The 22,786-nt window shown below is 40.2% G+C and carries 12 protein-coding genes and 1 pseudogene; 8 read left to right on the plus strand and 5 right to left on the minus strand.

Annotated elements, in window-relative coordinates; all coding sequences use genetic code 11:
* Positions 1–305 precede the first annotated feature (305 nt).
* From UABAM_RS29395 to UABAM_RS34075, 3 genes and pseudogenes are all read left to right on the plus strand, one after another.
* A complete protein-coding gene (locus UABAM_RS29395; protein ID WP_151971560.1) occupies positions 306–3,899 on the plus strand; it encodes an MG2 domain-containing protein in 3,594 nt (1,197 codons plus the stop codon).
* Between the two features lie 15 nt (positions 3,900–3,914).
* Positions 3,915–4,688, plus strand: a pseudogene (locus UABAM_RS34070) (hypothetical protein); the annotation flags it as partial.
* A 363-nt stretch (positions 4,689–5,051) separates the two neighbouring features.
* Positions 5,052–5,333: a hypothetical protein gene (locus UABAM_RS34075; RefSeq protein ID WP_261344016.1), complete on the plus strand. Its 282-nt coding sequence runs from the start codon at positions 5,052–5,054 to the stop codon at positions 5,331–5,333.
* 94 nt (positions 5,334–5,427) lie between these two features.
* On the opposite strand, the gene UABAM_RS29405 is transcribed toward UABAM_RS34075, so the two are convergent.
* Positions 5,428–6,792, minus strand: coding sequence for a serine/threonine-protein kinase (locus tag UABAM_RS29405; RefSeq protein ID WP_173013646.1), 1,365 nt, complete (start codon positions 6,790–6,792; stop codon positions 5,428–5,430).
* A 731-nt stretch (positions 6,793–7,523) separates the two neighbouring features.
* Here UABAM_RS29405 and nusA point away from each other — a divergent pair.
* From nusA to UABAM_RS29430, 5 genes are all read left to right on the plus strand, one after another.
* Entirely contained in the window at positions 7,524–8,567 is a 1,044-nt protein-coding gene (gene nusA, locus UABAM_RS29410; RefSeq protein WP_173013647.1) for a transcription termination factor NusA, read from the plus strand.
* Between the two features lie 251 nt (positions 8,568–8,818).
* Positions 8,819–11,233 (plus strand): translation initiation factor IF-2, encoded by a 2,415-nt coding sequence (gene infB / locus UABAM_RS29415; protein WP_151971564.1) that lies wholly within the window; start codon positions 8,819–8,821, stop codon positions 11,231–11,233.
* A gap of 1 nt (position 11,234) precedes the next feature.
* The gene (locus tag UABAM_RS29420) at positions 11,235–12,395 is read left to right on the plus strand and encodes a phosphopentomutase (RefSeq protein WP_151971565.1); all 1,161 of its coding nucleotides are present in this window, start codon (positions 11,235–11,237) and stop codon (positions 12,393–12,395) included.
* Positions 12,396–12,533: 138 nt separating this feature from the next.
* Entirely contained in the window at positions 12,534–13,556 is a 1,023-nt protein-coding gene (locus UABAM_RS29425) for a FecCD family ABC transporter permease (protein WP_151971566.1), read from the plus strand.
* Positions 13,556–14,326 (plus strand): ABC transporter ATP-binding protein, encoded by a 771-nt coding sequence (locus UABAM_RS29430; protein ID WP_151971567.1) that lies wholly within the window; start codon positions 13,556–13,558, stop codon positions 14,324–14,326. Before UABAM_RS29425 ends, UABAM_RS29430 begins: the two co-directional genes overlap by 1 nt.
* A 2-nt stretch (positions 14,327–14,328) precedes the next feature.
* Here the strand turns inward: UABAM_RS29430 and UABAM_RS29435 are convergent, their stop codons facing one another.
* The 4 genes from UABAM_RS29435 to UABAM_RS29450 form a co-directional block, all read right to left on the minus strand.
* The gene (locus tag UABAM_RS29435; RefSeq protein WP_151971568.1) at positions 14,329–16,221 is read right to left on the minus strand and encodes a serine/threonine protein kinase; all 1,893 of its coding nucleotides are present in this window, start codon (positions 16,219–16,221) and stop codon (positions 14,329–14,331) included.
* A gap of 35 nt (positions 16,222–16,256) precedes the next feature.
* Positions 16,257–18,524, minus strand: a complete 2,268-nt coding sequence (locus UABAM_RS29440) for a hypothetical protein (RefSeq protein ID WP_151971569.1) — start codon at positions 18,522–18,524, stop codon at positions 16,257–16,259.
* A gap of 10 nt (positions 18,525–18,534) precedes the next feature.
* Positions 18,535–19,329 carry a cysteine hydrolase family protein gene (locus UABAM_RS29445; protein WP_173013648.1) on the minus strand — a complete coding sequence of 265 codons (795 nt, stop codon included), beginning with the start codon at positions 19,327–19,329 and terminating at the stop codon, positions 18,535–18,537.
* A 430-nt stretch (positions 19,330–19,759) separates the two neighbouring features.
* Entirely contained in the window at positions 19,760–22,714 is a 2,955-nt protein-coding gene (locus UABAM_RS29450) for a J domain-containing protein (protein WP_151971571.1), read from the minus strand.
* Positions 22,715–22,786 lie beyond the last annotated feature (72 nt).

The raw sequence follows: 22,786 nt of genomic DNA on the forward strand, positions 1-22,786 counted from the left end.
AGGTGTAATGCTTCTCTTTTGGTAAAAACAAAATTCACTTGATTTGCGGACAACACTGCTATTTCAAATCTTCTTTGATTTGTATTACGTATTTAACCGTAACAAAGTAAAGCAATAAAAACAAATTAAAGCGTATTACGCCTCTCCCGTGGGAGAGGCATGAGACTTGTTGCTTTCAGCGCAGCTGAAATCTACAAGTCGATGGTGAGGGCACCAATCTGAAGACGAATCTAAACAGTATGAATATCACACACTAGCGAATATCTACATCCCAAAATTACCAAGCTTTACATTTGGAGGTTTTCGTGACAAAGAAAAAAATACTATTTGTCATTGCAGGTCTTATGGCTGTCGTCATAGGTGTTGCGTTATATTCGTGGCGTGTAGCTAACCTCGTTGCTGATTCACAGCAAACGGTACTATTTGCTCCGAAAAAACTTGCTCCTCAAAGCAAGGGTATGCTACGCTTGTGGGTAACAGACCGCGCAACAAACGCGCGTGTCGACAAAGCCAACGTAACCGCAACGCTTGTGTCCGGTACGCAAACCATAGAGTTAGGTACCGCGACTAGCGACACAAACGGAAATGCGAAAGTTGCTTTTGAAATACCAGAAATCAAAGACGGCAATTACAAATTACAAGTAACTACAGAATCAAATATTGGTCGTGATGTCCAAGAATTGGACGTCGCCATAAAAAAAGACTATCGCATTTTGCTAAGTACCGACAAGCCTTTGTACCAACCTGGGCAAATTATTCATATTCGTAGTCTAACGATGAATCGCTTCAGTAACCAGCCTGTTGCGAACGAACAAGTCACCATCGAAGTCAACGATCCCAAGGGAAATAAAGTTTTCAAAAAACAACTTCCTAGTTCCGAGTTCGGTATCGCCGCGTGCGATTTTCAACTCGCGAGTGAAATTAACCAGGGAACGTATGTTGTCAAAGCCACTTGCGGAAGATTCACTGAAGAAAAAAACCTAAATATCAAACGTTACGTTTTGCCAAAGTTTAAAATCGCGGCTAGTTTTGCAAAAGACTACTACATGCCAGGAGAGACGGTACAAGGTAATGTTGATAGCCAATATTTTTTTGGTAAACCCGTGGCAAATAGCACTGTAGAAGTAGATGTCGCCACTTTCGATGTGAACTTCAATAAATTGTTATCGTGGAAAGGCAAAACAGATCGCGATGGTAAATGCCCTATTGAATTTTCCCTACCACAAAAGCTGTACGGTAGTGCTTTGACAAAGGGTAGTGCCCTCGTAACAGTAAACATAAAGGTGACAGATACAGCAAATCACAGTCAACAAATTACGAAAAACATTACCGTTAGCAAGAATACATTAGATGTATTCGCCATTAGCGAAAGTAGTCGTTTGGTTTGTGGAGTACGCAATACGATTTTTCTGTGCACCACATACCCCAACGGTTTACCGGCAAAGACGGAAATAACGATCAACGGCGAAACCATTGCCACCAATGATCTTGGTATCGCGTTGTGGCAAGTTACGCCACAAACTATACCTCTAAAAGCGCAAGTTATGGCTGTAGACGAACGTGGAAATCGCATCGAAAAACAAATAAAAGTCGGCGATTCACATGGAACATTTCTCGGTGTTCTAGACCGTGCAACCTATAAAACGGGAGAACAAGTATCCCTCGATATTTTATCGACAAATCACCGCGGCAATTTTTATGTTGACATCATCAAAGAGAGACAGGCCATTGCCAGTTATATTGTTTCTCCACAAAATGGTAAGCATAACTTAAAATTTACTCTACCTCAAGATGTAAACGGTGCTCTAACAGTTAACATCTACAAAAGTAGTGAACACTATCTTGTCGAGCGCGACACACGTTTACTTTTTGTTTCTCCGACAAAAGATCTAGACATCACCACCAAACTCGATAAAGATATATATCGTCCAGGAGAGAACGCGGTCATCGATTTTACGACAAATTCTAAGCGCGCAGCTTTATCCATTTCCATCGTTGATGAGAGTGTATTTGCGTTACAGGAAATGCAACCGGGACTGGAAAAAGTATACTTCATGTTGCACAAGGAGTTACTGAAGCCACGTTATCAGATACGCTACTCTCCCCCAATTGCCGCAAGAGAAGTGGTCAATTTACCGCAAAAAAAATCGTCATTACGCGAAGAGAAAGAACAAGCAACGCGGGTAATGTTTGCCATGGCCAATAGTGCTGAAGACTACAAGCAATTCAACAACAGTTACCAGCCCAAACTAGAAAAAATCAAACGACAAAAAAGTCTATACTTTAAAAAATTAGGTACTTTTTTGCTCAGCATCCCTTTTGTAATAGGATGGCTTATTTGTCTACTGGCAGTGGTCATGAGTCTTTACAAATTTTTTGCCCAAAAAAATATTTTTTACCAAGAACCATCACTACAACAAGCAACACTAGCACGTACACTTTTTCACTATAAAGTTGCGATATTTACCGTTGTATTACTTTTCCTTAGTATGTTCATTTTAACGGAAACATATAACAAAATAGTGGCTTTGACCATGCTGATCTCATCATGTGCTGTTTTTACTATAGTTGCCTCTTTGACTACGAGCAATTCACGCGTGCGATTACACCGCGGTTTATTGGCGATTTTTGTCATTGTCGCAATTACGGCACTTGTCTCCACTTTTTTCTCCACAGCAAACCGCTGGCGATATGTACGCAATGTTCGCGAATTAAATGCTTGGCTGTATATCATCTTGTTGGCGAAGGCACTGTTATTGTCCTTGGGCTATGCCTGTCGTTACTTTTTCCACAAACGGCGTATAAAGTCGTCTTCCTTCGCTGTAGGCTCATTGATTGCTTTTTTCGTTTGTTTCGCATTAGGTATACTATCGATTGTCGTTCTGGAAGATAACTACCAACTGCGCAATTATATAGGACGAAATACAATCGAAGTTGTTCTCGTCATCAGTGGTTTTGTCGTACTGTTCTTTGTACCTTTAATGGCTTCCTATTTAGGTAGTTTTCTACGTGAAAGATCTGCAGGTAAAAACTTGGCGTTTGCGACAGTTATACCTTCTTTCTGCTTAGTAGCTTTTTTGCTGTTACCAACCCTATCAAGTGTGGGCAACGCAAGACGTGTACAAGACGGTATGGTCTTTGCTGAAAATATGGACATGCAAAACGAACAAACCTTCGCGAAAAAAACCAAAGAAATGTCTCTTGTACCTGGACAAAGCCAGGGCCAAGGAAAGCGCAAGGTGCGCATACGTAAACATTTTCCGGAAACACTCTACTGGAACCCACAGCTCATCGCTGAGGACAACAAAGCGCAAATTACCATACCAGTTTCCGATTCGATCACCACATTCCGCATGGTATGCCAGGGAGTCGATCGCCAAGGAAATCTGGGCGCAACGACAACAGGTATTCGCGTTTTTCAGGACTTCTTTGTCGACATTGATTTCCCCGTTGCCTTGACGCAAAACGATGTGGTAACGGTTCCCATCCAAGTATACAACTACTTAAAAGGTGAACAGCAAATCAAATTAGTTGTACAAAAAGAAGATTGGTTTGAGTGTTTGGGAGAAGCGCAGCAACAGCTCACCGTATCTGCTAACGAAGTTACCGCAACACACTTCACCATACGTGCCAAACGCGTTGGACAAAGACAGCTAACAGTATTTGCTTATGGTAGTAAAATGGACGACGCGGTTCGTCGCTCGGTAACCATAACACCGGACGGTAAAAAAATGGAGACGGTAATAAACGGTTCGCTTAGTAAGACCATAGAGCATAAGTGTAGCATTCCTGAAGATGCTATTGCCGAAGCGAGCAAAATCATTGTGAAATGTTATCCAGGAGTTGCCGCCGTTCTCGTCGAGGGACTGGAAGGTATGTTACGCCTCCCTGGTGGCTGATTCGAGCAAACGTCGTCCACATCATTTCCCAACATTTTGGTTGTGGACTACTTGAAGAGAACCGGTTCGGTTTCTCCTAAAATTATGCTAAAAGCGGAAAGTTTGCTAAACGTTGGTTATCAAAAAATCTTGACATTTGAACGTCCTGGGGGTGGATTTGACTGGTGGGGACGCGATCCGGCACTCGTGTGGTTAACCGCCTATGGTGTTCAGCAGCTCACCGCCTTATCAAAAGTCAAAGAAATTGACATGGGTGTCATTGAGCGCGCACGTAATTTTCTAATAAACAAACGCCAGGCAAATGGTTCGTGGGGAGACATAGGTAACACTCATAGCGAAACCATTTCTTACGTTGCCCATCCCGATTTTGCATTGACCGCTTATGTGACATGGTCTTTAGCAAAAGCTGGTTTTGCAAACCTCGATGCCAGTTGTCGTTATTTGCGCAACAATGTTAACAAAGCAAAAAACAACCCATATTTGTTATCTCTGGCGGCCAATGCCTTATTGTCTATCGACGATAAAGACGAAATAGGTTTAGATATACTGCAACAACTGCGTGACATTGCTACAACAGAGAAGGATATTTGTTACTGGAAAACCACAGGCAAAACCGCAAGCTATGCCTATGGAAATGCCGCCAATGTCGAAGTAACAGCTCTGGCTATTCTCGCAATGCTCGAAGCAAAAACTCACAGCGACGTCGTGAACAAAGCGCTACAGTATATTGTTCAATCTAGGCTAAGTAGCGGTACTTGGGGCTCCACGCAAGCGACAATTCTAGCATTGCAAAGTTTGGTTTCTTGTGATGCATTGTCGACAACAGGCGGGGATGCGAATATTGATATTGTGTTAAACGATAAGAAAATCGACACGTGGAAAATTAGCGACAGTAACCGTGACGTGATGCAAATTATCGACCTCGCACAATACACACAACAAGGCGCAAATAACCTAAAACTTCAAGTAACCGGAAATCCTAACGTGATGTACCAAGTTGTCACGCGTCATTACAAGCCGTGGCGAAAAGACAATACACCACAAAAGCCAATGATAGATCTCAACGTCAGTTACGATCGTACCACTTTATCGCGACATGACACCATCATTGCGACGGCAAAACTAAAGTACAACGGTACAAGCTCTACGTATATGGTGATTATTGACTTGGGAATTCCACCAGGATTCAACGTAGACCGTGGTGATTTTGCGGAGTTGCTGGGGGGAAATGTCATCAAGCGCTACAGCATTACGCCTTCACAGGTAACTTTGTATTTGGGTGATGTAAATCCTCAAGATGAAATAAAATTCAATTATCATCTAAAGGCGAAATATCCACTCAAAGCGAAAACGCCCAAAAGTACTGCTTATGAATACTACTCTCCGGATGTTCGTGCTGAAAGTAAGCCACAGCTTATTGAGGTAACAGAATAGTACTGGAATAGTCAGTATTTTTTCACAGAAGTTTACTGAAGTAATCCCTAGCTTTACTAGGGATTACTTCTTCACCAAACTACGCAGTGAAACTTTAGAAGAAAATGCGCATAACTAAAAAGATGGCGAGGATAATGATCAGTGATATTACCAAAACAATAAGAGTGATGAGAGCGGTGAGCTTTCCTTTCGCGTTGGATAAGACGCGTTGCTCTGTAGAGGTAAAGAAATTATCAAATATATTGGGAGCTTTGCCAATATTTTTCATTTTCTTTGATGGGCGTATCGAGTATTCTTCGACACTAGATTGACGATATTGATCGTCTTTCTGAATTTGAATATTGCCATCGGTCTTTTGGCGGCTGAGTTTCTTCTTGGGAAGTTGTTGCTTTTTTTCCTGAAGTGCCGAAGGCTCTTCGCCTTTTTTCAGCAACTCTATATCGATAATGAGTTCCGATGGATTTTGATAGCGATCACTCACTGTTTTCATCATCATCTTTTCAATAATCGAAGAAAGACCTGGAGACAAGTCAGCACGCAGCGAAATAGGCGGTGTTATTTCCTTATCGGATTTGTGTAAATCTAGCACTTCCATACTATTCTTGCCTTTGAAGGGCACTTCGCCAATTGTCAGGTGGTACAAAGTTGCTCCCAGGGAATAAATATCACTGCGACTATCTAGATCTTCCATTCCTTTTGCCGCTTCAGGAGAAATGTAGAAAGGTGTACCCATTACCGCTCCTGTTAGCGTCAGCGACAAATCCTGCGCCCAGTTTCGCGCCAAGCCGAGATCGCACAACTTTGCATCGTTGTTTTTTGTGAGTATGATATTATCAGGTTTGATATCGCGGTGCACCAAATTTAGGCGTGTGGCTTGCTCTAAAGCGGAGGCCATTTGTTCCACAATCTTAATAGCTAAATCTTCCGGTAAAATACCATGCTCTTTTACATAGCCACTAAGAGTCACTCCATCCACATATTCCATTATGTAAAAGTAAAAATCTTGGTCTGCTTCGTAGCCAACATCAAAACCCTTTACAATGTTTGGGTGATTGAGTTTTTTACATATTTCGGCTTCTTGTAGAAATCTTTTTGCTGTCGATTTTCTTTTGCCAAGGTGTGGGAATAATACTTTGATAGCAACTTCTTTGTTTTCTTCTAAATCAATGGCTTTGTACACTTCTCCCATAGCACCTTCACCAAGTTTAGAAAGAATTCGATATCCAGGAACAAAATCTTCATCTCCTCCTTTAAATTCCCTGATCAAATCACCAACGGTTGTTGCGTTAAGATAACCTTTTTCAACGATGACTTTGTCAAGAGGCGATGGTATACCCAAATCGGTCATGGCTTTTTGAACTTTGAAACACGTTTTTATCTCGTCAGAAGTCATGACTTTTTTGTCAACAACTAAAAATTTTGCAAAAGCCTCTTGGTCTTTCTTATCGATACCCTTCATTCGAAATTCTTTCATTGCTTTTAGTGCTTTGTGGGAACATAGCAGTATTATTTTATGGAGAAGTAACACAATATAGTGTTTGTAAGAGTCAGAGATTTAACAGGAGTTAACTGAAAGATACGCCCAAAATTACAAGGATGTATTTCAACATTAAATAGCGTTTAATGCTTGCTTTAGGCTTTAAAAGTTTAGCAATTTACCCCTAAATTCTCAAGGGAAAAATACCTATCCGTTAAATGACAGGTGTAAAAAACAAAGTTTTTAGAAAATTCCTTTAGTGGCTTTTCCACGTCTAAAGTCAATTTTTACTTGACATTTCACGTTGTTAGAGAATATAATTCAGAAAAATGCTGTTTTGGAGTTTGTGGTGGTGTAGAATAATATTAGGGAAAATACCACCTGCTACCAAATAAAAATATTAGGGCGTATCATCAATTAAATTCACAATGTGAAATTAATTAATGGCACGCCCTAAATACTTTGGAATAGAAATGCATTCTGTAAAGCTCGGGGATTTGTAGAGTTCCCGAGCTTTATATTTGAATCTTTAGGATGTGTCTGTAACAAACATCCAATATTTTGAAGTACCATTTATTTCGCTGAAGGTAAAATCGCGCATAGACTTTAGATTTTGATGATTTAATTGCTATTACCTCTCAACAAGAGGAGAATCAAAAGTTTATATTAGCCACTAAATCACGATGATTTTAATTCGATTGGGGGGCATAAATATGCAAGGGGATGTACTTAGATTAGTAGAAACAATCCATAAAAACAAAGCCATTGACAAAGAAATTATATTTCAGGGGATAGAATCCGCTCTTCAATCGGCAGCTAGAAAAAAATACCGTTCGAACTCTGATGTGATTATCCACATTGATAGAAAAAATGGAAATATTATCGCCTCTTCGAAAGATGGAGACAAGTTAGAACCTCCAGAATTTGGTAGAATTGCTGCTCAAACAGCAAAACAACTTATTATACAAAAAATTCGCGAAGCGGAGAGAGATGTAATTCACACAGAGTTTATACACAAAAAACGTAGCATTGTTACGGGCTACGTGCAGCGCTATGAGCACAAAAACCTCATAGTTAACTTAGGAAAAACCGAAGGTGTTTTACCTCCGAGAGAGCAAATTTTAGGTGAATATTATAGACCCGGAGATCGTATACGCGCTTATTTACTCGATGTCAAAAAAATATCCCATCGCGTAAAACTTATTCTCTCGCGTACGCATCCTAATTTTATTCGTAAACTATTTGAACTAGAAGTACCCGAAATTACACAAGAAATCATAGAAGTAATTAATGTGGTGCGTGAGGCCGGATACAGAACAAAAATATCGGTTGTCAGTAAAGATGACAAAGTCGATTGCGTTGGCGCTTGTGTAGGTGTAAGAGGGTCACGTATCAAAAATATTATAGATGAGCTGGGCGGAGAAAAAATAGATATTATTCCGTGGGACAATAACCCTGAAATTTTCATCGCCAATGCCCTAAAGCCTGCAGAAATTGAAAAAATATTCCTTGAGCCCGAAAAGAAAAAGGCACGTGTTGTTGTTCAAGACAGTCAACAACCTCTTGCGATTGGTAAAGAAGGGCAAAATGTACGTCTGGCCGCCAAGTTGTGTAAATGGGACATAGATATTATTCCACAAGCAGAAGCCGAAGGCTCTGACCATACGGAAAAACAAACTCAAGAGACTGAATCGTCGGAAACAAATGACCAAAACGACGATAGTCCAACACAACAAGAAAATCAAGACGACGAGTAATTTTCTAAAATTGCAAAAAAACCTTTCGGGTAAGGTCATTTATTAAAGAAAAACCCTGAAATATCAAAAAAGTTTCGCAAATAGATGTGAGCAGGTGTATACTATGCTCACATTTATCAAAAATATCGTATATTATAAGCAATTTTTTTCGCGACAAATTGCTTATAACTTCAGTCCAGACAGACCAAAATAAATTAAATATTAATTTATTTAGGGGATTATATTATGAATGTTTAAACTCAGGAGGTAGAATGAAAACTCGAGTGTGGGAACTTGCTAAAGAGTTAAATCTAACAAGTAAAGAGTTAATGAAATTAGCACAAACCAAGAATATTGAATTAAAAAACCACTTGGCAAGCATTAGCAAAGAAGAAGAAAAAATTTTACGAGGACTTGCAAAAGCTCCTAAAAAAGAAAAGGAACAAGAGAAAAAAGAATCAAGAAAAAAAACTCCCAAAAATACCAAGAAAAAAGAAGCGGAAAGTTCAGAAAAGGCGACGTCTATAAAACACGACAAAGCAAAGCACAAACATGAACCATCCCCAAACAAAAAACAGATCAAACCCAAAGAAATTAGACAAGAAAACGCGCCTGCAAAAGGAAAAGATAACAAAAAGCAACGTCATACAAAACCTGAAGCAAAAGAATCAAAACCGTCTTTTCAAAACAATAAAAACAAAGATCAAAAGCAAAAACCAAAACAAAAGCAACATAGTAACAATGACAATAAGTCTAATGCAAAACCAGCGCACTCAAGGCCTACAAATAACTCGAGACACAACAACAGATTCAACAATAACAGACAAGATTTCAGAAATAGAGGAAGAAATAGAAAGAAGCAAAAAGAGAGAAGAAAAGATCACCCTACAGCCATCATTCAAAAAAACAGAGAATATGAAGTGGTGACTCCGATTACCGTAAAAGATTTGTCACAGGTACTGGGCATAAGAAGTAATGATATCATCAAAACGTTATTTGCATCTTATAGTATGGCTGCGACAATCAACCAATCTCTTGATGCTGATATTATTGAGGCCATAGCCTTAGAGTTTGATAAAAAAGTAAAAATAAAACAAAGTAAGAATTTAGAACAAACTGTGATCGAAGAATTGGAAGAAATGGAAGATCGTGAAAAAGATCTAGAATTAAGAGGCCCGGTAGTTACTTTCCTTGGTCACGTTGATCATGGAAAAACATCTCTTCTAGATAAAATTCGTAATACTAAAGTTACCCAAGGGGAAGCTGGCGGTATCACCCAGCACATCGGAGCCTACAAGGTCCCCTACAAAAAAAGTTCCATCGTGTTTCTAGACACACCAGGACACGAAGCGTTCACTTCTATGCGAGCTCGTGGAGCAAATGTAACTGACATTGTGGTGTTGGTCGTTGCCGCCGATGATGGCGTCATGCCACAAACAGTAGAAGCTATCAACCACGCAAAAGCAGCGGAAGTACCTATTATTGTTGCTTTAAACAAAATAGATAAAGAAGGCTCCAAGCCAGAAGCCACCATTCAACAACTTACAAAGTACAATTTAATTCCCGATGAATGGGGTGGAGACACAGTATTCGTAAAAGTTTCAGCGATAACAGGTGCTGGAATCGATGAACTACTAGAATACATAGCACTTGTCGCGGAAATGCAAAGTTTAGAAGCGAACCCTAAACGCAAAGCAAGCGGCACGGTACTTGAAGGAAAAGTCAAAGATGGTAAAGGTTCCGTAGCGACACTGCTGGTACAAAATGGAACTTTAAAACGCGGAGATTTTATCCTCTGTGGAGGTGCATACGGTCGTGTCCGCGATATCATCGACCATACTGGAAGAACTATCAAGCAGGCAGGTCCGTCAACACCCATCGAAATTTCGGGTATATCCGACCTTCCCGAGGCAGGGGACAAATTTTATGTTGTCAAGAACTTGTCTCAAGCAAAGAGTATTGCGGAAGAACGTAAAAAAAATCTGCATGAAAAGAACTTAGAGCAGGGATCGCGCAAGCTTAGTATCCACGAATTAATGAAACAAATTCAGCAAGGCGAAACCAAAGAACTCAACATTATCTTAAAAGCCGATGTCCAAGGTTCTCTCGAAGCTCTTACTCACAAGCTTTCTGAAATTTCCCACGATGAAGTAAAGGTAAAAGTTCTACACGCCGCCGCCGGTGGAATTAATGAAACGGACATACAACTTGCAGAAGTAAGTCAAGCTTTAGTTATTGGTTTCAACGTAACCCCTTCTAAAGCAGCGCGTGATATGTCAGAAGATAAAGGTGTTGAAATTCGCCGTTACAGCGTCATATATCACCTACTGGATAGTATTCGAGATATTATGACTGGTATGTTGGACCCTGATGTTCAGGAAAAAATTACCGGCCATATTACCATCCGCAAAGTGATTCGTATTTCACGTCTGGGCAACATTGCAGGTTGCTACGTTACAGATGGAACTGTAAGCCGTAATTCAAAAATTCGCATTAGCCGCAATGGTGTTGTGATGAATAAAGAGAAACCACTAGAACTTCTTTCACTCAAACATCACAAAGACGATGTTGCCAAAGTAAAACAAGGTTTCGAATGCGGAATTCGTCTCCATGGGTTTGATGATTTCAAAGAAGGCGATGAGATGGAAGCTTTCGAAATGGTAGAAATACAGAGAAAGCTAGATTAATATGAGCTTTGATCGCGTATTTCTCATTATTTTAGATGGTGTTGGGGCAGGAGCATCTCCTGATGCTGACAAGTACGGCGACGTTGGTAGTCATACTTTGCTCCATGTCCATGAACATGTAGGTTTGAGTGTTCCAAATATGAGCGCGTTGGGAATGAGTAATATTATCCCAACGCAAACTTCAGCCTCCAAGGGCGCATGGGGTACTATGCAAGAGCGTTCCGAGGGAAAAGATACAACGACGGGACACTGGGAGATAAGCGGTGTCATTCTCGAACAAGCTTTTCCCACTTATCCTCAAGGATTCCCAACGGAAATCATCGATGAATTTACTCAAAAAGTAGGAAGAGAAAAAATTCTCGGAAACTACCCTGCTTCCGGAACTGCCATTATACAAGAACTGGGAGATGAACACTGTAAGACAGGGTATCCGATTGTCTATACCTCCGCAGATTCGGTATTTCAAATTGCCGCTCATGAAGATGTAATTCCGCCACAGAAGCTCTATGAAATGTGTAAAATAGCCCGCGAAATACTAATGGGTGAGCATTGTGTCGGACGCGTCATTGCGCGTCCTTTCGTTGGAGAAAGTGGTAACTACACGCGAACCTCACGGCGCAAAGATTTTGCCGTAGAGCCAACAGACGTTACAATTCTTGATGCCTTAAAAAAGAACGGTTTATCTGCAATAGGTGTCGGAAAAATATCCGATATATTCGCGGCACGTGGTATAACGGAGAGTTATCCACAGAAAGGCAACGCCGCATGCATGGAAAGTGTATTCGAACTCTTAGATAAAGACTTCCGTGGTCTAGTTTTTGTCAATTTAATCGACTTTGATATGTTGTACGGGCACCGCAATAATCCACAAGGATTCGCACAGGCCTTAGAAACATTCGACGCACAAGTTCCACAAATGCTCTCAAAAATGACAGAAAAGGATCTGCTTATCATCACCGCTGATCATGGTAATGATCCGACCACAGCTTCGACAGATCATTCGCGGGAATATGTACCGCTATTGGTGTATCACAAAAATATGCAAAATTTAATTTCGTTGGGACAGCGTTCCACATTTGCAGATATAGCAAAAACAATTGATGATAATTTTGAACTACAACAAGTAAAAAACGGTAATAGTTTTTTATCTATGATCCAATAATTCACAAATAAATTCTAAATTCTACAAAGGGCATGTGACAACGCCCCAAAGAAATAAAGCTGGCTAGGGTAGTGTAATTTACACATCCCTAGCCTCTTCACCCATAACATCAGGCATATCCCCCAAAGAAAGATCTCCATGAGAAAGCCGCACAAAATTTACCTGTTTCTATCCATTTGTCTATTCGCGGCCATTCTCTGTGCAACGATGCTCGGCAGTGTAAACATTCCTTTACAACAACAACTGTATACAATAACCAACCTGTTGCAAATTACCGACATACCCGTAGAGCAAAGCAATACTTTTATTTTACTAAACATACGTTTACCACGTGCACTACTTGCAGCAATTGTTGGCTTTTCTCTGGCTTTTTGCGGTACGATTATGCAGGGAATTTTCCGCAATCCACTAGCTGACCCCTATTTACTAGGTATCGCAAGTGGCGCCACGGCAGGGGCAACATTAATGATTGTCATGGGGATTTCTCTCACGTTTATGGTACCTCTAGGTGCTTTTGCTGGAGCGATTATATCCGTAGCAATTACTTATTTTATTGCCCAATCACAGCTTGGTAGCTTCTCTAATGTGACCCTTATCCTCGCAGGTGTTGCAATAGGGGCAATGTTTTCTTCCGCAACAACGTTTTTTATTTTCGTTTCAGAAGATGAGCAATTGCGTCACATAATGTTTTGGGTAATGGGAAGTTTGGCAAATAGTCGCTGGTGGTCTATATTTTATTTATTTATTGTTCTAATCATCGCGGTAATTATCACTAATTTTTTTGCGACAGCACTTGATGCATTATCTTTAGGTGATGACATGGCCTATCATCTGGGTGTTGATTCCTCTCTGACAAAGAAAGTACTACTACTTCTCACCACTATTTTAACCGCTGCCGTGGTTTGTATGTCGGGAACCATAGGTTTTGTAGGCATTATCATTCCACATACTTCGCGTTTGTTGTTTGGGGCAAATCACCGTATTCTTCTAATGGCTTCGGGACTAACAGGGTCTATTTTTTTAGTACTGTGCGATATCTTATCGCGAACGCTTGTCGCGCCAATAGAAATTCCCATCGGCATTATCACCGCAATTTTTGGTGCGCCATTTTTTTTGTATTTACTCATACATCACAAAAAGTCAATAGGTGCTCTTAACTAATGGATGTTCGTATACAAAACCTCAACTTTTACTATCAAAACACACATGTGTTAAAAGACATCAACCTCACGATAAACTCGGGTGAAATGTTTGTTATTGTGGGACCTAACGGTTGTGGAAAAACGACACTGTTGCGTTGTATTTCAGGACTGCGACAAAGTAAACAACGAACCGTATATCTGGGAGAACAGGACATAGCTCTCATGTCTTCGCGCGAAATAGCACAACATTTAAGCGCTCTTGAACCCAAAATAGACATTGGCTTCAACTACACCGTACAGCAAGTGGTGGCCATGGGCAGAATCGCATTTAATACCTCGCATTTGCAAAACCAAAAAATTATTGAACGTAGTATGCACGAAGCAGATGTTTTGGCCTTTGCCCAAACGCCCATTTTTCACCTGAGCAGTGGACAAAAACAACGAGTGTGGTTAGCGATGGCCCTGGCACAACAACCGCAGGTGATCGTCCTCGATGAACCAACGTCTTACCTTGATGTCAAATATCAATTGCAAATACTAGATTTAATGCATTCATTGACAAAACAAAATATCACCATAATAGCAACGATTCACGACTTGAGTTTGGCAGGGCAATATGCAACGCGTATCGCGATGATGAGTAGAGGACAAATAGTCGATATTGGCAGCCCACAGCAAATTCTAACCACCGACAACATAAAGCAAGTCTTTGATGTTGAAGTACACATTCATCGCGAAAATCACAAAATTATGGGAATCATTCCCAAAGGTTTTCCGTCGCGCGAATAGCGCTATTTAGGGAATATCCCAAAGCTAAACAACCAATGATTACTAGTCGCTGTTCGTGCTGATTGAATAGAAACAACGTTGGTACCTACTTTTACACTTTTGGTAATTTCAAATTTATTCAAATGCTCCACGCGTCCGCCGGGGTTAAAATTTGCCTCAACAACTTCACCATTCACAACAACATTGATCGGCGAATACCAATCGTTATTTGCTCGCGTAGATAAATGGCTTAAACCCACCCACAATTTTTCAGGTATGCGATTTAATTGAAAAGCGACTTCTAATTTCCCCTGTCTTCCGGGAATGACAATCAGGTGATCTCGTCCAGGATAACGACCGAGAATACTTGTTTTTAATATCCCAAACTTTCCTATCCTATCGACAATGGCTCCTTTATTAAACTTAAAGCCGACAATCGCATCCTTCCAATCAAAGTCTTTGGGTTTTTGTTTTTTTCTGTTTTGCTTTTTGTTGCTTTGACTTTTGCTATTTTGCTTTTTGTTGTTTTGCTTTTCGTTACTTTTCTTTTCGTTGTTTTGTGGTGTGCCTTTAATTTCATCGGTATTTTGTGATGTGGTATTTTTATTTTGCGATTTTTTCGCCGTCTCGATAGGCTGATCTACAGAGTTTCCCCCAGAAATATTTTGCGACGTATTGCTATTTCCACTGTTCATCGCAATTACCAACAATAACAACAAAGCAACTGTTCCGCCAACGACCATCCATACCTTACCATTACTCTGCGTTGTGTTTCTCGTGGCAAGAGTGCGCGCACTTGTTCTACGTGTGTTATTGTTGACATTACCACCACCAAATTTCCGTAAATCATTCGCAAATGTTTTACAACTTTGATGGCGATGTTTTTTGTGTTTGGCAAGAGCCTTTAAACAAACGTCTTCTAATTCTTTTGGAATCTTAGGATTGACTTCGCGTAACGGAATGGGATCTTTATTAAAAATAGAATTCAATAACGCTGCATGACCCTTGACAGTAAAAATGGGACGCCTAGTCAATAATTCATACAAAATAGCTGCGATAGAATATAGGTCACTTTGCGCTGTCGTCGCGGAATGGCGCCCTTCTACTTGTTCCGGAGCCATGTAACGCAAAGTTCCCATCATAACACCGGTCTTAGAAAGCTTTTGGCTAGCTTCTTCTACTTTAACGAGACCAAAATCCATGATAATGGGCTTTCCATTATCCACCATAATATTTCCGGGTTTCAAATCGCGATGCACAACACCATTGCGATGTGCGTAATCCATGATTTCGCAAACCTGTATGATAAACTTCACGCTCTGTTTGACTGTCATTGGAGTCGATAGTTGCCATTCTTTTAGTGAAACCCCTTTTACCAAATCCATGGTGAAAAACATTTGATTGTCTTGGCAACCAATATCGTAGGCCTTTACTATACCAGGGTGATTCAGCGCTGTCATTGTTTTGGCTTCTCGACGAAAACGCACCGCGGCTTTGGAGCTAGCGTCACCACAAAAATTCACCTTTAAGGCCAACTCTTTTTGCAACTGGGGGTCAAAAACTTTATAGACTTTGCCCATCCCACCTTGTCCAAGAACACAGATCACCTTATAACGTCCGATTGTCTGCGGTTCTTGGCTAAGTTGTCTAGGCTGTTGAGATGTTCCTGCAACAGTACCTCTTGCATTTCGCGTGGCGGTTGTCTGTACTGCGGAAGAATTTTGTTTTGATTGATCTATATGGCTTACAATCATATTTACTTGATTTTGATCTACATATTTCTTGTACAATAGCCATTGAGAGAACATCATGGAATGCTCAGGGCATTCACTTATGTACTCCTGCAAATAGCGCTCTTGTAGGATTCCGCTGCGAATCCCCACTTGCCCAAAAAGTACATTTTCATTTTTATACACACAAATTTCCTTTAGGTTTTATCAGCTTATGGTAACTACTTGGATTGGCGTATAGATTCTCCCATTTTGCGAATACAATTTTTAATTACCTCATGTGCCTTCGGCGTACGTAAACGATTAAAACGCCAATAGAACTTTATCTTTTTGTAAATCACGGCGAGAAAGTCTAAAGGTATTTCTCCAATCAGTGGAATGTTGAGAGATCCAAAAGTGCGGCGATTGCGACACAAAAGTACCACCCACGTTTCCCCAAGGAGTTCGTCGTAAAGTTGTGCCAAATCATAACGACCTATTTCTGATAGGGTACGTATTGCCTCTTTGTACAAACTTACCGCCGCTGTTCCTTCTGAATCGTATAAAGCTTTTGCTAATCGCGCAAAAATCAAAGCATTTTCACGATATTGTTCGTGGTATTCATATGATAGTAAACAGCGTTCGTCGTGATGTTTTATTTGTACTTTCTCACCACTAGGTGATTTTATGGTGTGCATGGCAAAGCGACCATTTTGCAATTCATCATCGAGCAATTTGGCAAAAAGGTTAAAAAACTCTTCGGCGTGGATTAAAAATTTTGCCCCTTGCATAAAGGTAATTAAACCCATGTACGAAAGCAAACCATAGTCGCGAGGTTGTTCATAAAATCCGCGTTCAAAATACGACCACGCTTCGACAATCTCCGCACGTGTAATGGACTTAGCGCTGCTCTTGCCACACAAATAATAACGTCCGGCTTCCAGGTGTAGTGTACCGTGCTTGGGAAGTAATGCCAGTAACTTTTCTAAAACAGTTTGTCGTAGAGAAATAGAACCTATTTGTTCTTTGTTGCGCGCGATGTAATCAATGAGTTCGTGCATTTCGCGACATGCTTTTTCATCTTCTTCCGGCAAAGTCATTTTTTTGTGTTCGTGTAGTTCAAATAAGTTATCTAGCGCACGCTTTGCTCCGGAAAGTTCAATTTCATCCGCCATCAATTTACGCACCACGATGTGCGTTGTGTTGTCAATAATACGCCGCGATATTTTTGCCTCAACTTTCTTGAGAGGATGTATATCATCCATTAAATTCGCCGGTATACGTCCTGTCGACCCCAGATCAGTGTTGCTAGTCGTGATATCCACTCCACGATAAACAGCTTCGAGAGCTTCTTGCGTTTCCATGTAATGTTCGTACAAAAGTCGGGCTTCTGTTGCGGCAACAGCATACGAAATATAACAATCTTTCAATGATTTGACAAACTCGCGTTCCTTACGCCCTGGATTTAGGTGATTCAGTGCCGTAGCAATACTGTAGGCGTCTTTTAAACGTCCCGCCTGTGCACATGACAATGCTTCCATCTTAATCGCATCTAATAGACCTTTTTTGCGCGCGGCCAAAGAGGAAATGTACATATCGATAAACTTTAGAGATGGGTCAATCATTGAACCTTCGGAAGCAAGTCGTTTTGCTTGTTTTAAATCTCCCTTTAACAAAAAGTCAATCGCCCGATCAAAACAGTCGAGGGCACGTGGAAAGTTTTTTGTTTCCACAATGCAATTTTGCTCTTCTTCACCATAAGCAAGCCCATAGACTTGCCTCTTGTCCGTACCATCAATTCCCAATTTATCGAGAATAGTGAGAAAGATACTTTTTTCGGCAAATGTACTCGCAATGAGCGATACTTCATACTCAAAAGGATGCACAAGTATTAAACGCCGAATCGGCGTGTATTTATTTTTAGGGATAAGAACATCCAAAAAATGTGAAATGGTAAGGTTTACCGTACTCTTAAATAGATCATCTGTTGCCGCCTGGGAACGTGCTTTTCCTGTACCAATAAGCGGCATGCGTAGTGTGGAACCTGGAGCGAGCTTATTCAACTCCTCAGAGAACATTCCCAAAACTCTATTCACTATTGTGCGATTTGTTTTACCGGTCATCGGAGAAATACAACCGAGAAGTATCGAATCGGTTTGCTCTCCCAACCCACCAGGATTGATGTGACGGACAGAAGCAACTTCCATTACCCCTTCCATACCACGGCGTACATTTGCATACTTATGCGGTTCACTTTTTTCAAAAATAGTACGCATTACCGGACCATAGGATTGGTAAGGACGTGTGTTGCACGAAACCGCGAGAATAGAGCAGCGTGGTAACGCTGTATCGGCAATATCAGCTTTTGCAGCAACGACAACAGGCTCAGGATACTTTGGTGCTCCCAGAGAATCAAAGTGCGGAGACCCTATTGCGTGGTGAATTGCTCCAGGACAATCGGTAAGATCGTTCATGGGAATTAAGCACAATCGTTTTTTTAAATGAGACATAATAAAAATCCTAGGAAAATTGATCCATCACTTGTTGACATGTTGCTATTTCAAATTGCCCTGTAGAGCCGTCACCTAACGGATTAAAATTTTGCATGTAATTGATAGCCACATCGCGCTTTTCAGGAGCTAAGGGATATGTACAGTCAGCAATATAAACTACATTAAAGATGGAAGCGAGCATTAACAATACATTGCGTAAATTACACACTTCATCACAAACACCAAAAACAATAAGATAAAATCTCCCTTGACGGCGTAGTTCCCAAAAGAGTTTATCAATAAATGGACTTCCTGGTGACATACAAAAATCATCTTTGAGGAAAATAAGTTCACGTGATGGTTCAAGAATCGCTTCTGGCGGTAACGCGGCGTCAAACCAGCGAATCAGAACCTTTTTGCTTTTTTCAATCTTAATTTCGTCAATAGCTTGTTGATCTTCTGTTCCATAACGTCGATTTTTTTCCAGCAATGCATGTGGTGGAAAAGTACGCAAAAAATCGGGTTCTTCATTTTCGCGAATAATTTCTAACGAATGGTAACGACGTCCATGGATCGACTCAATGACATGTGCGTCCTGAAATTGTATTTGTGGTACTTTGCAGTCATACAAAAACCGCCGTAAGTCTCCAATTTTTTGAGACATAACATCCAATTCCCCTTGTACATGGCTTTGCTCTAGCCCCTTTAACTGAGCCTGAAAAGCCGAAATCGACAACTTTCCATCTGCTTTCATAAAGGTGTTTAAACAATCAATAGCAATCGCCGCGCACAATTCGGGCTTTAAACATGATAATAAAGACATTCTTCTACCTACCATTGTGGGCTTTATACCCTAAATCTATATTTTTATTAGTGCTATTTTATCTTTCTGCTCGTCAAATAACAAGCAACATCATAATATCTTGAACTTTGGACGTTGTTTCATCAAAAATTGTTTGCTGTACAGTCAACGCTCTCCATTTTTTGGAAACGCAACTTAGTACCCAAAAAAAAAAGCAATTCTACCACATTGGTAGAATTGCCCAATTTTCCAGTGAAGATTTTATTTAAGTATAGATGCAAATGGTCAAGGGATGATTTTCCACTTGCTTTTCCTAGGGAGTTCGTCAAAGCCTGTCTATGTATAATACAAATTCCATGCCAAATACTATTACCAAGAATCCCAATAAATCTTGACAAAATTTGTCAAAAAACGCCGCTAAAAAATAGCAACTTTGTTAAAGACTATCAATTTACAGAAGTCGAATACGCGCGGTCCAACACAACGAGTGTACAACGCGATCTTTTTTTACATATTCGCGTAAATCTTTTTGCATAATACAATCCAAAAGTTGTTTGGGAGTTATTTTTGTGCCAAGCGCAAATTTGGCTATCAGTAAACGAATTTTTTTATAGTATAAATACCTTCGCACCGCCACAAATGACAAACATGCTAACGACATGCCCAACATCATACTCCCCTGGATTTTTTCGGTACCGATATATAATAATAGCGTAGTGATTATTCCTACCACCACAGCACTTATTACCGCGGGCTGACTAAAAGATATGCGCGGGAAAATAGGTGGTCTTGGCTGTTTTATATTTCGTGTTTGGTGACGTAAGTATCCGATGTAGTATTGAGATAGCCCCCTGTGACGTCGATCGATTATCCCCATTTCTCGCAAAAATTTTTGTGGTGATTTCACCAAAATTCGATGCATTTCTTGTAAAACCTTCTTCTGCGCATCTAGTATCGCAATATTCACACGACTTTTTTCGAGCGAAGTAAAATCGTACGTATTCTTCAGACCCTTTGTTGTCGTCATTTGTGTAAAAATACAAAAGTCACGCATTGGTAAACCCATCTTGCGTTTTTCCTCATAAATAAGCGCGTTAAAAATCGCGTGGAAGTTTATTCCTTGGCGAAAAAAGCGTTTTCCAAGTAGAGACAATTGTTGCACAACTAACAAACACGGATCATCCTCAATATGAAATTTTATATTGACATTTTCCCTAGTCGCCACGAACCCAAAGTCATGAAAAGTGTGTACAACTAACTTCGCCAGTTTGGGGCATAACCACTCTTCGTAGCCATACTTTTCGACAATATTCAACAATTTTACAATACCAACAACACACATCGGTATCGCAAAAATAGACAAAAAGTATCCCCAATGAAAAGAAGAGAACATTGCAATCAAACAATATACAATGTACACAAGTCCTGAAATGGAAAAAAATCCAAGTAGTGTTGTCAATATTCCGCTGATGTTGTTATACACCACCCCGGAAGAAAATAAGTAATGAAGTGTCTCTTTCTCCACTTGCTCGTCTACACGACTAATCACCGATTCGTTACTGTATTTGGCGATCTGTCCTAGTATAAATTGTAAAAATAATGGATTTTCTTTTTCCATGGTTCGCAAAACGGTCAAATAATTATTTTTCAACATCGAAACGTACATTTCGTAAATCGCAAAGTCAATATTCTCTAAAGACAAGCCGGAAATAGCCAAAAACCTTTTCAAAAATGGCAAGTGGTATTTTTTCTCGATCTTTTGCCACGCAGAAGAAAGGGCATAAGCGTCCTTGGCAATAAACTCAATATTTTCCGACGAAGCCCCGGTGTACTTTTGGAAAATTTGTTCTCCGCGTTGCGGATTGTACCATGCAAGAACACTACTCACCTGTAAAGCAACCTCCACCAAACCAAGTTGTGGAAAATGCCAGGTGTCCTCAAAAAACGTATCATCGTCTATAAGGTATAGCGCGCGATTGTGTTCTTCGTAGTACAATAATATATGTATGTAGTTTGTGAGTTTTGCCTTCGCAGACCACCGCGTTTTTATGGAAATCATTTTATTCCACGCAAAAGTTTGGTCCATAATATGGCACACTTCCGCAGGAATAAGAACCTCATCAATAAAGTCAAAAATATCCACCCCGCGACTAATCGCCAATTTTAGCCATTTGCTCGCTTTTTCCACTGAATTACCAGCAATTTCATCGAGTAAAAACGCAAAAATATACGCATTTTCCTCCTCGGGAAACAATTCGACCATACGAAAATTTATTTTTTCACGTTCTGTTAGCCATAAAAAATAAACTTCTTCAAACGTACGTAAACCATTGCAGAAGAAATAATCGAATCTATCCACCTCATCGTCGTATGCGCCTTCGAAATTGTTATCTAAATAAAAAGTATCAAATGTGGGCTTATGTTTTTCATATTCGTCCTCTTCGTCTTGCGGAGGATCACTAATAAATGTATCAAAGGTCGGCGTATGTTTTTCATATTCATCCTCTTCGTCTTGCGGAGGATCACTGATAAATGTATCAAAAGTCGGCGTATGTTTTTCATATTCGTCCTCTTCGTCTTGCGGAGGATCACTGATAAATGTATCAAAGGTCGGCTTGGTCTTGTGGTATTCCTCTCCTATGAACTCACCGTCGACAGGAACATCTTCAAATTCCTCACTGATAAACGTATCAAACACAGGTTGTGCTTTTTTATATCCCTTTTCGGTAAACTCATCATCTATAGGAACATCTTCGAATCCATCTCCCAAAAACGTATCAAAGACGGGATTGAATTTTTTATACTCCTCTTCGATGTACTCATCTTCGGACATGTCTTCCGCTGTATCATTTTCACTATCGATGTCCACAAAAAAAGTTAGGTGTAAATCATTGATTTCGATTTCGGGAATATCGAAATCAATGCTCATTTCTATTTCACGGGAACCTAAATCTAAACTCGTTGTGTCCAAATCATGAAAGTTAATTTCCGGGATATTTGTCTCCCATATATTTTCTTCCTCGTCAGCTTTAGAGTCTTGTTCATTTATCTGCGAATGGTAAGTACGTTCACTTTCACCTACTTTTATTTCTTCATGATTCGCAGAATTTTGAGATGTGCGATCTTCGTTATCAGCAGATTTTTCTTCTACAGACTCTTGCGTTGGCTTTTCAATTGGTTTCGCAGTATTGAGAGGGTTCTTTAGGGAATTCTTTGGTGAAGAATAGCTGTGGTACTTGAGAATTTCTTCATAAGCACGGCGAATTTTTTGGAACTCTTTGGGAAATTTTTCCGGCTTGTATTTCTTGATCAATTTAACGTACGCGCGCTTAATATCTTTTTTACTATCGTGGTACTTGACATTCAAAATGACATATGGGTCATTGCTGTTGGGAAGACTGTCCATCTCATTGCCCTACTTTTTGATCTTTTTTTGCAAAAAACTCTGACGCAACACACGCAAATTTTCATAGTTTTT

The sequence above is a fragment of the Candidatus Uabimicrobium amorphum genome, assembly GCF_009002475.1.
In the GTDB taxonomy this organism is placed as follows: Bacteria; Planctomycetota; Uabimicrobiia; order Uabimicrobiales; family Uabimicrobiaceae; genus Uabimicrobium; species Uabimicrobium amorphum.

Excerpts from the sequence above, each read along its gene's own strand:
- UABAM_RS29445 (WP_173013648.1), bottom strand. The coding sequence starts at position 19,329 with ATGTCTTTATTATCATGTTTAAAGCCCGAATTGTGCGCGGCGATTGCT.
- UABAM_RS29430 (WP_151971567.1), top strand. The coding sequence starts at position 13,556 with ATGGATGTTCGTATACAAAACCTCAACTTTTACTATCAAAACACACAT.
- UABAM_RS29420 (WP_151971565.1), top strand. The coding sequence starts at position 11,235 with ATGAGCTTTGATCGCGTATTTCTCATTATTTTAGATGGTGTTGGGGCA.
- nusA (WP_173013647.1), top strand. The coding sequence starts at position 7,524 with ATGCAAGGGGATGTACTTAGATTAGTAGAAACAATCCATAAAAACAAA.
- UABAM_RS29440 (WP_151971569.1), bottom strand. The coding sequence starts at position 18,524 with ATGTCTCATTTAAAAAAACGATTGTGCTTAATTCCCATGAACGATCTT.
- UABAM_RS29425 (WP_151971566.1), top strand. The coding sequence starts at position 12,534 with ATGAGAAAGCCGCACAAAATTTACCTGTTTCTATCCATTTGTCTATTC.
- UABAM_RS29450 (WP_151971571.1), bottom strand. The coding sequence starts at position 22,714 with ATGGACAGTCTTCCCAACAGCAATGACCCATATGTCATTTTGAATGTC.
- UABAM_RS29405 (WP_173013646.1), bottom strand. The coding sequence starts at position 6,792 with ATGAAGGGTATCGATAAGAAAGACCAAGAGGCTTTTGCAAAATTTTTA.
- infB (WP_151971564.1), top strand. The coding sequence starts at position 8,819 with ATGAAAACTCGAGTGTGGGAACTTGCTAAAGAGTTAAATCTAACAAGT.
- UABAM_RS34075 (WP_261344016.1), top strand. The coding sequence starts at position 5,052 with ATGGTGATTATTGACTTGGGAATTCCACCAGGATTCAACGTAGACCGT.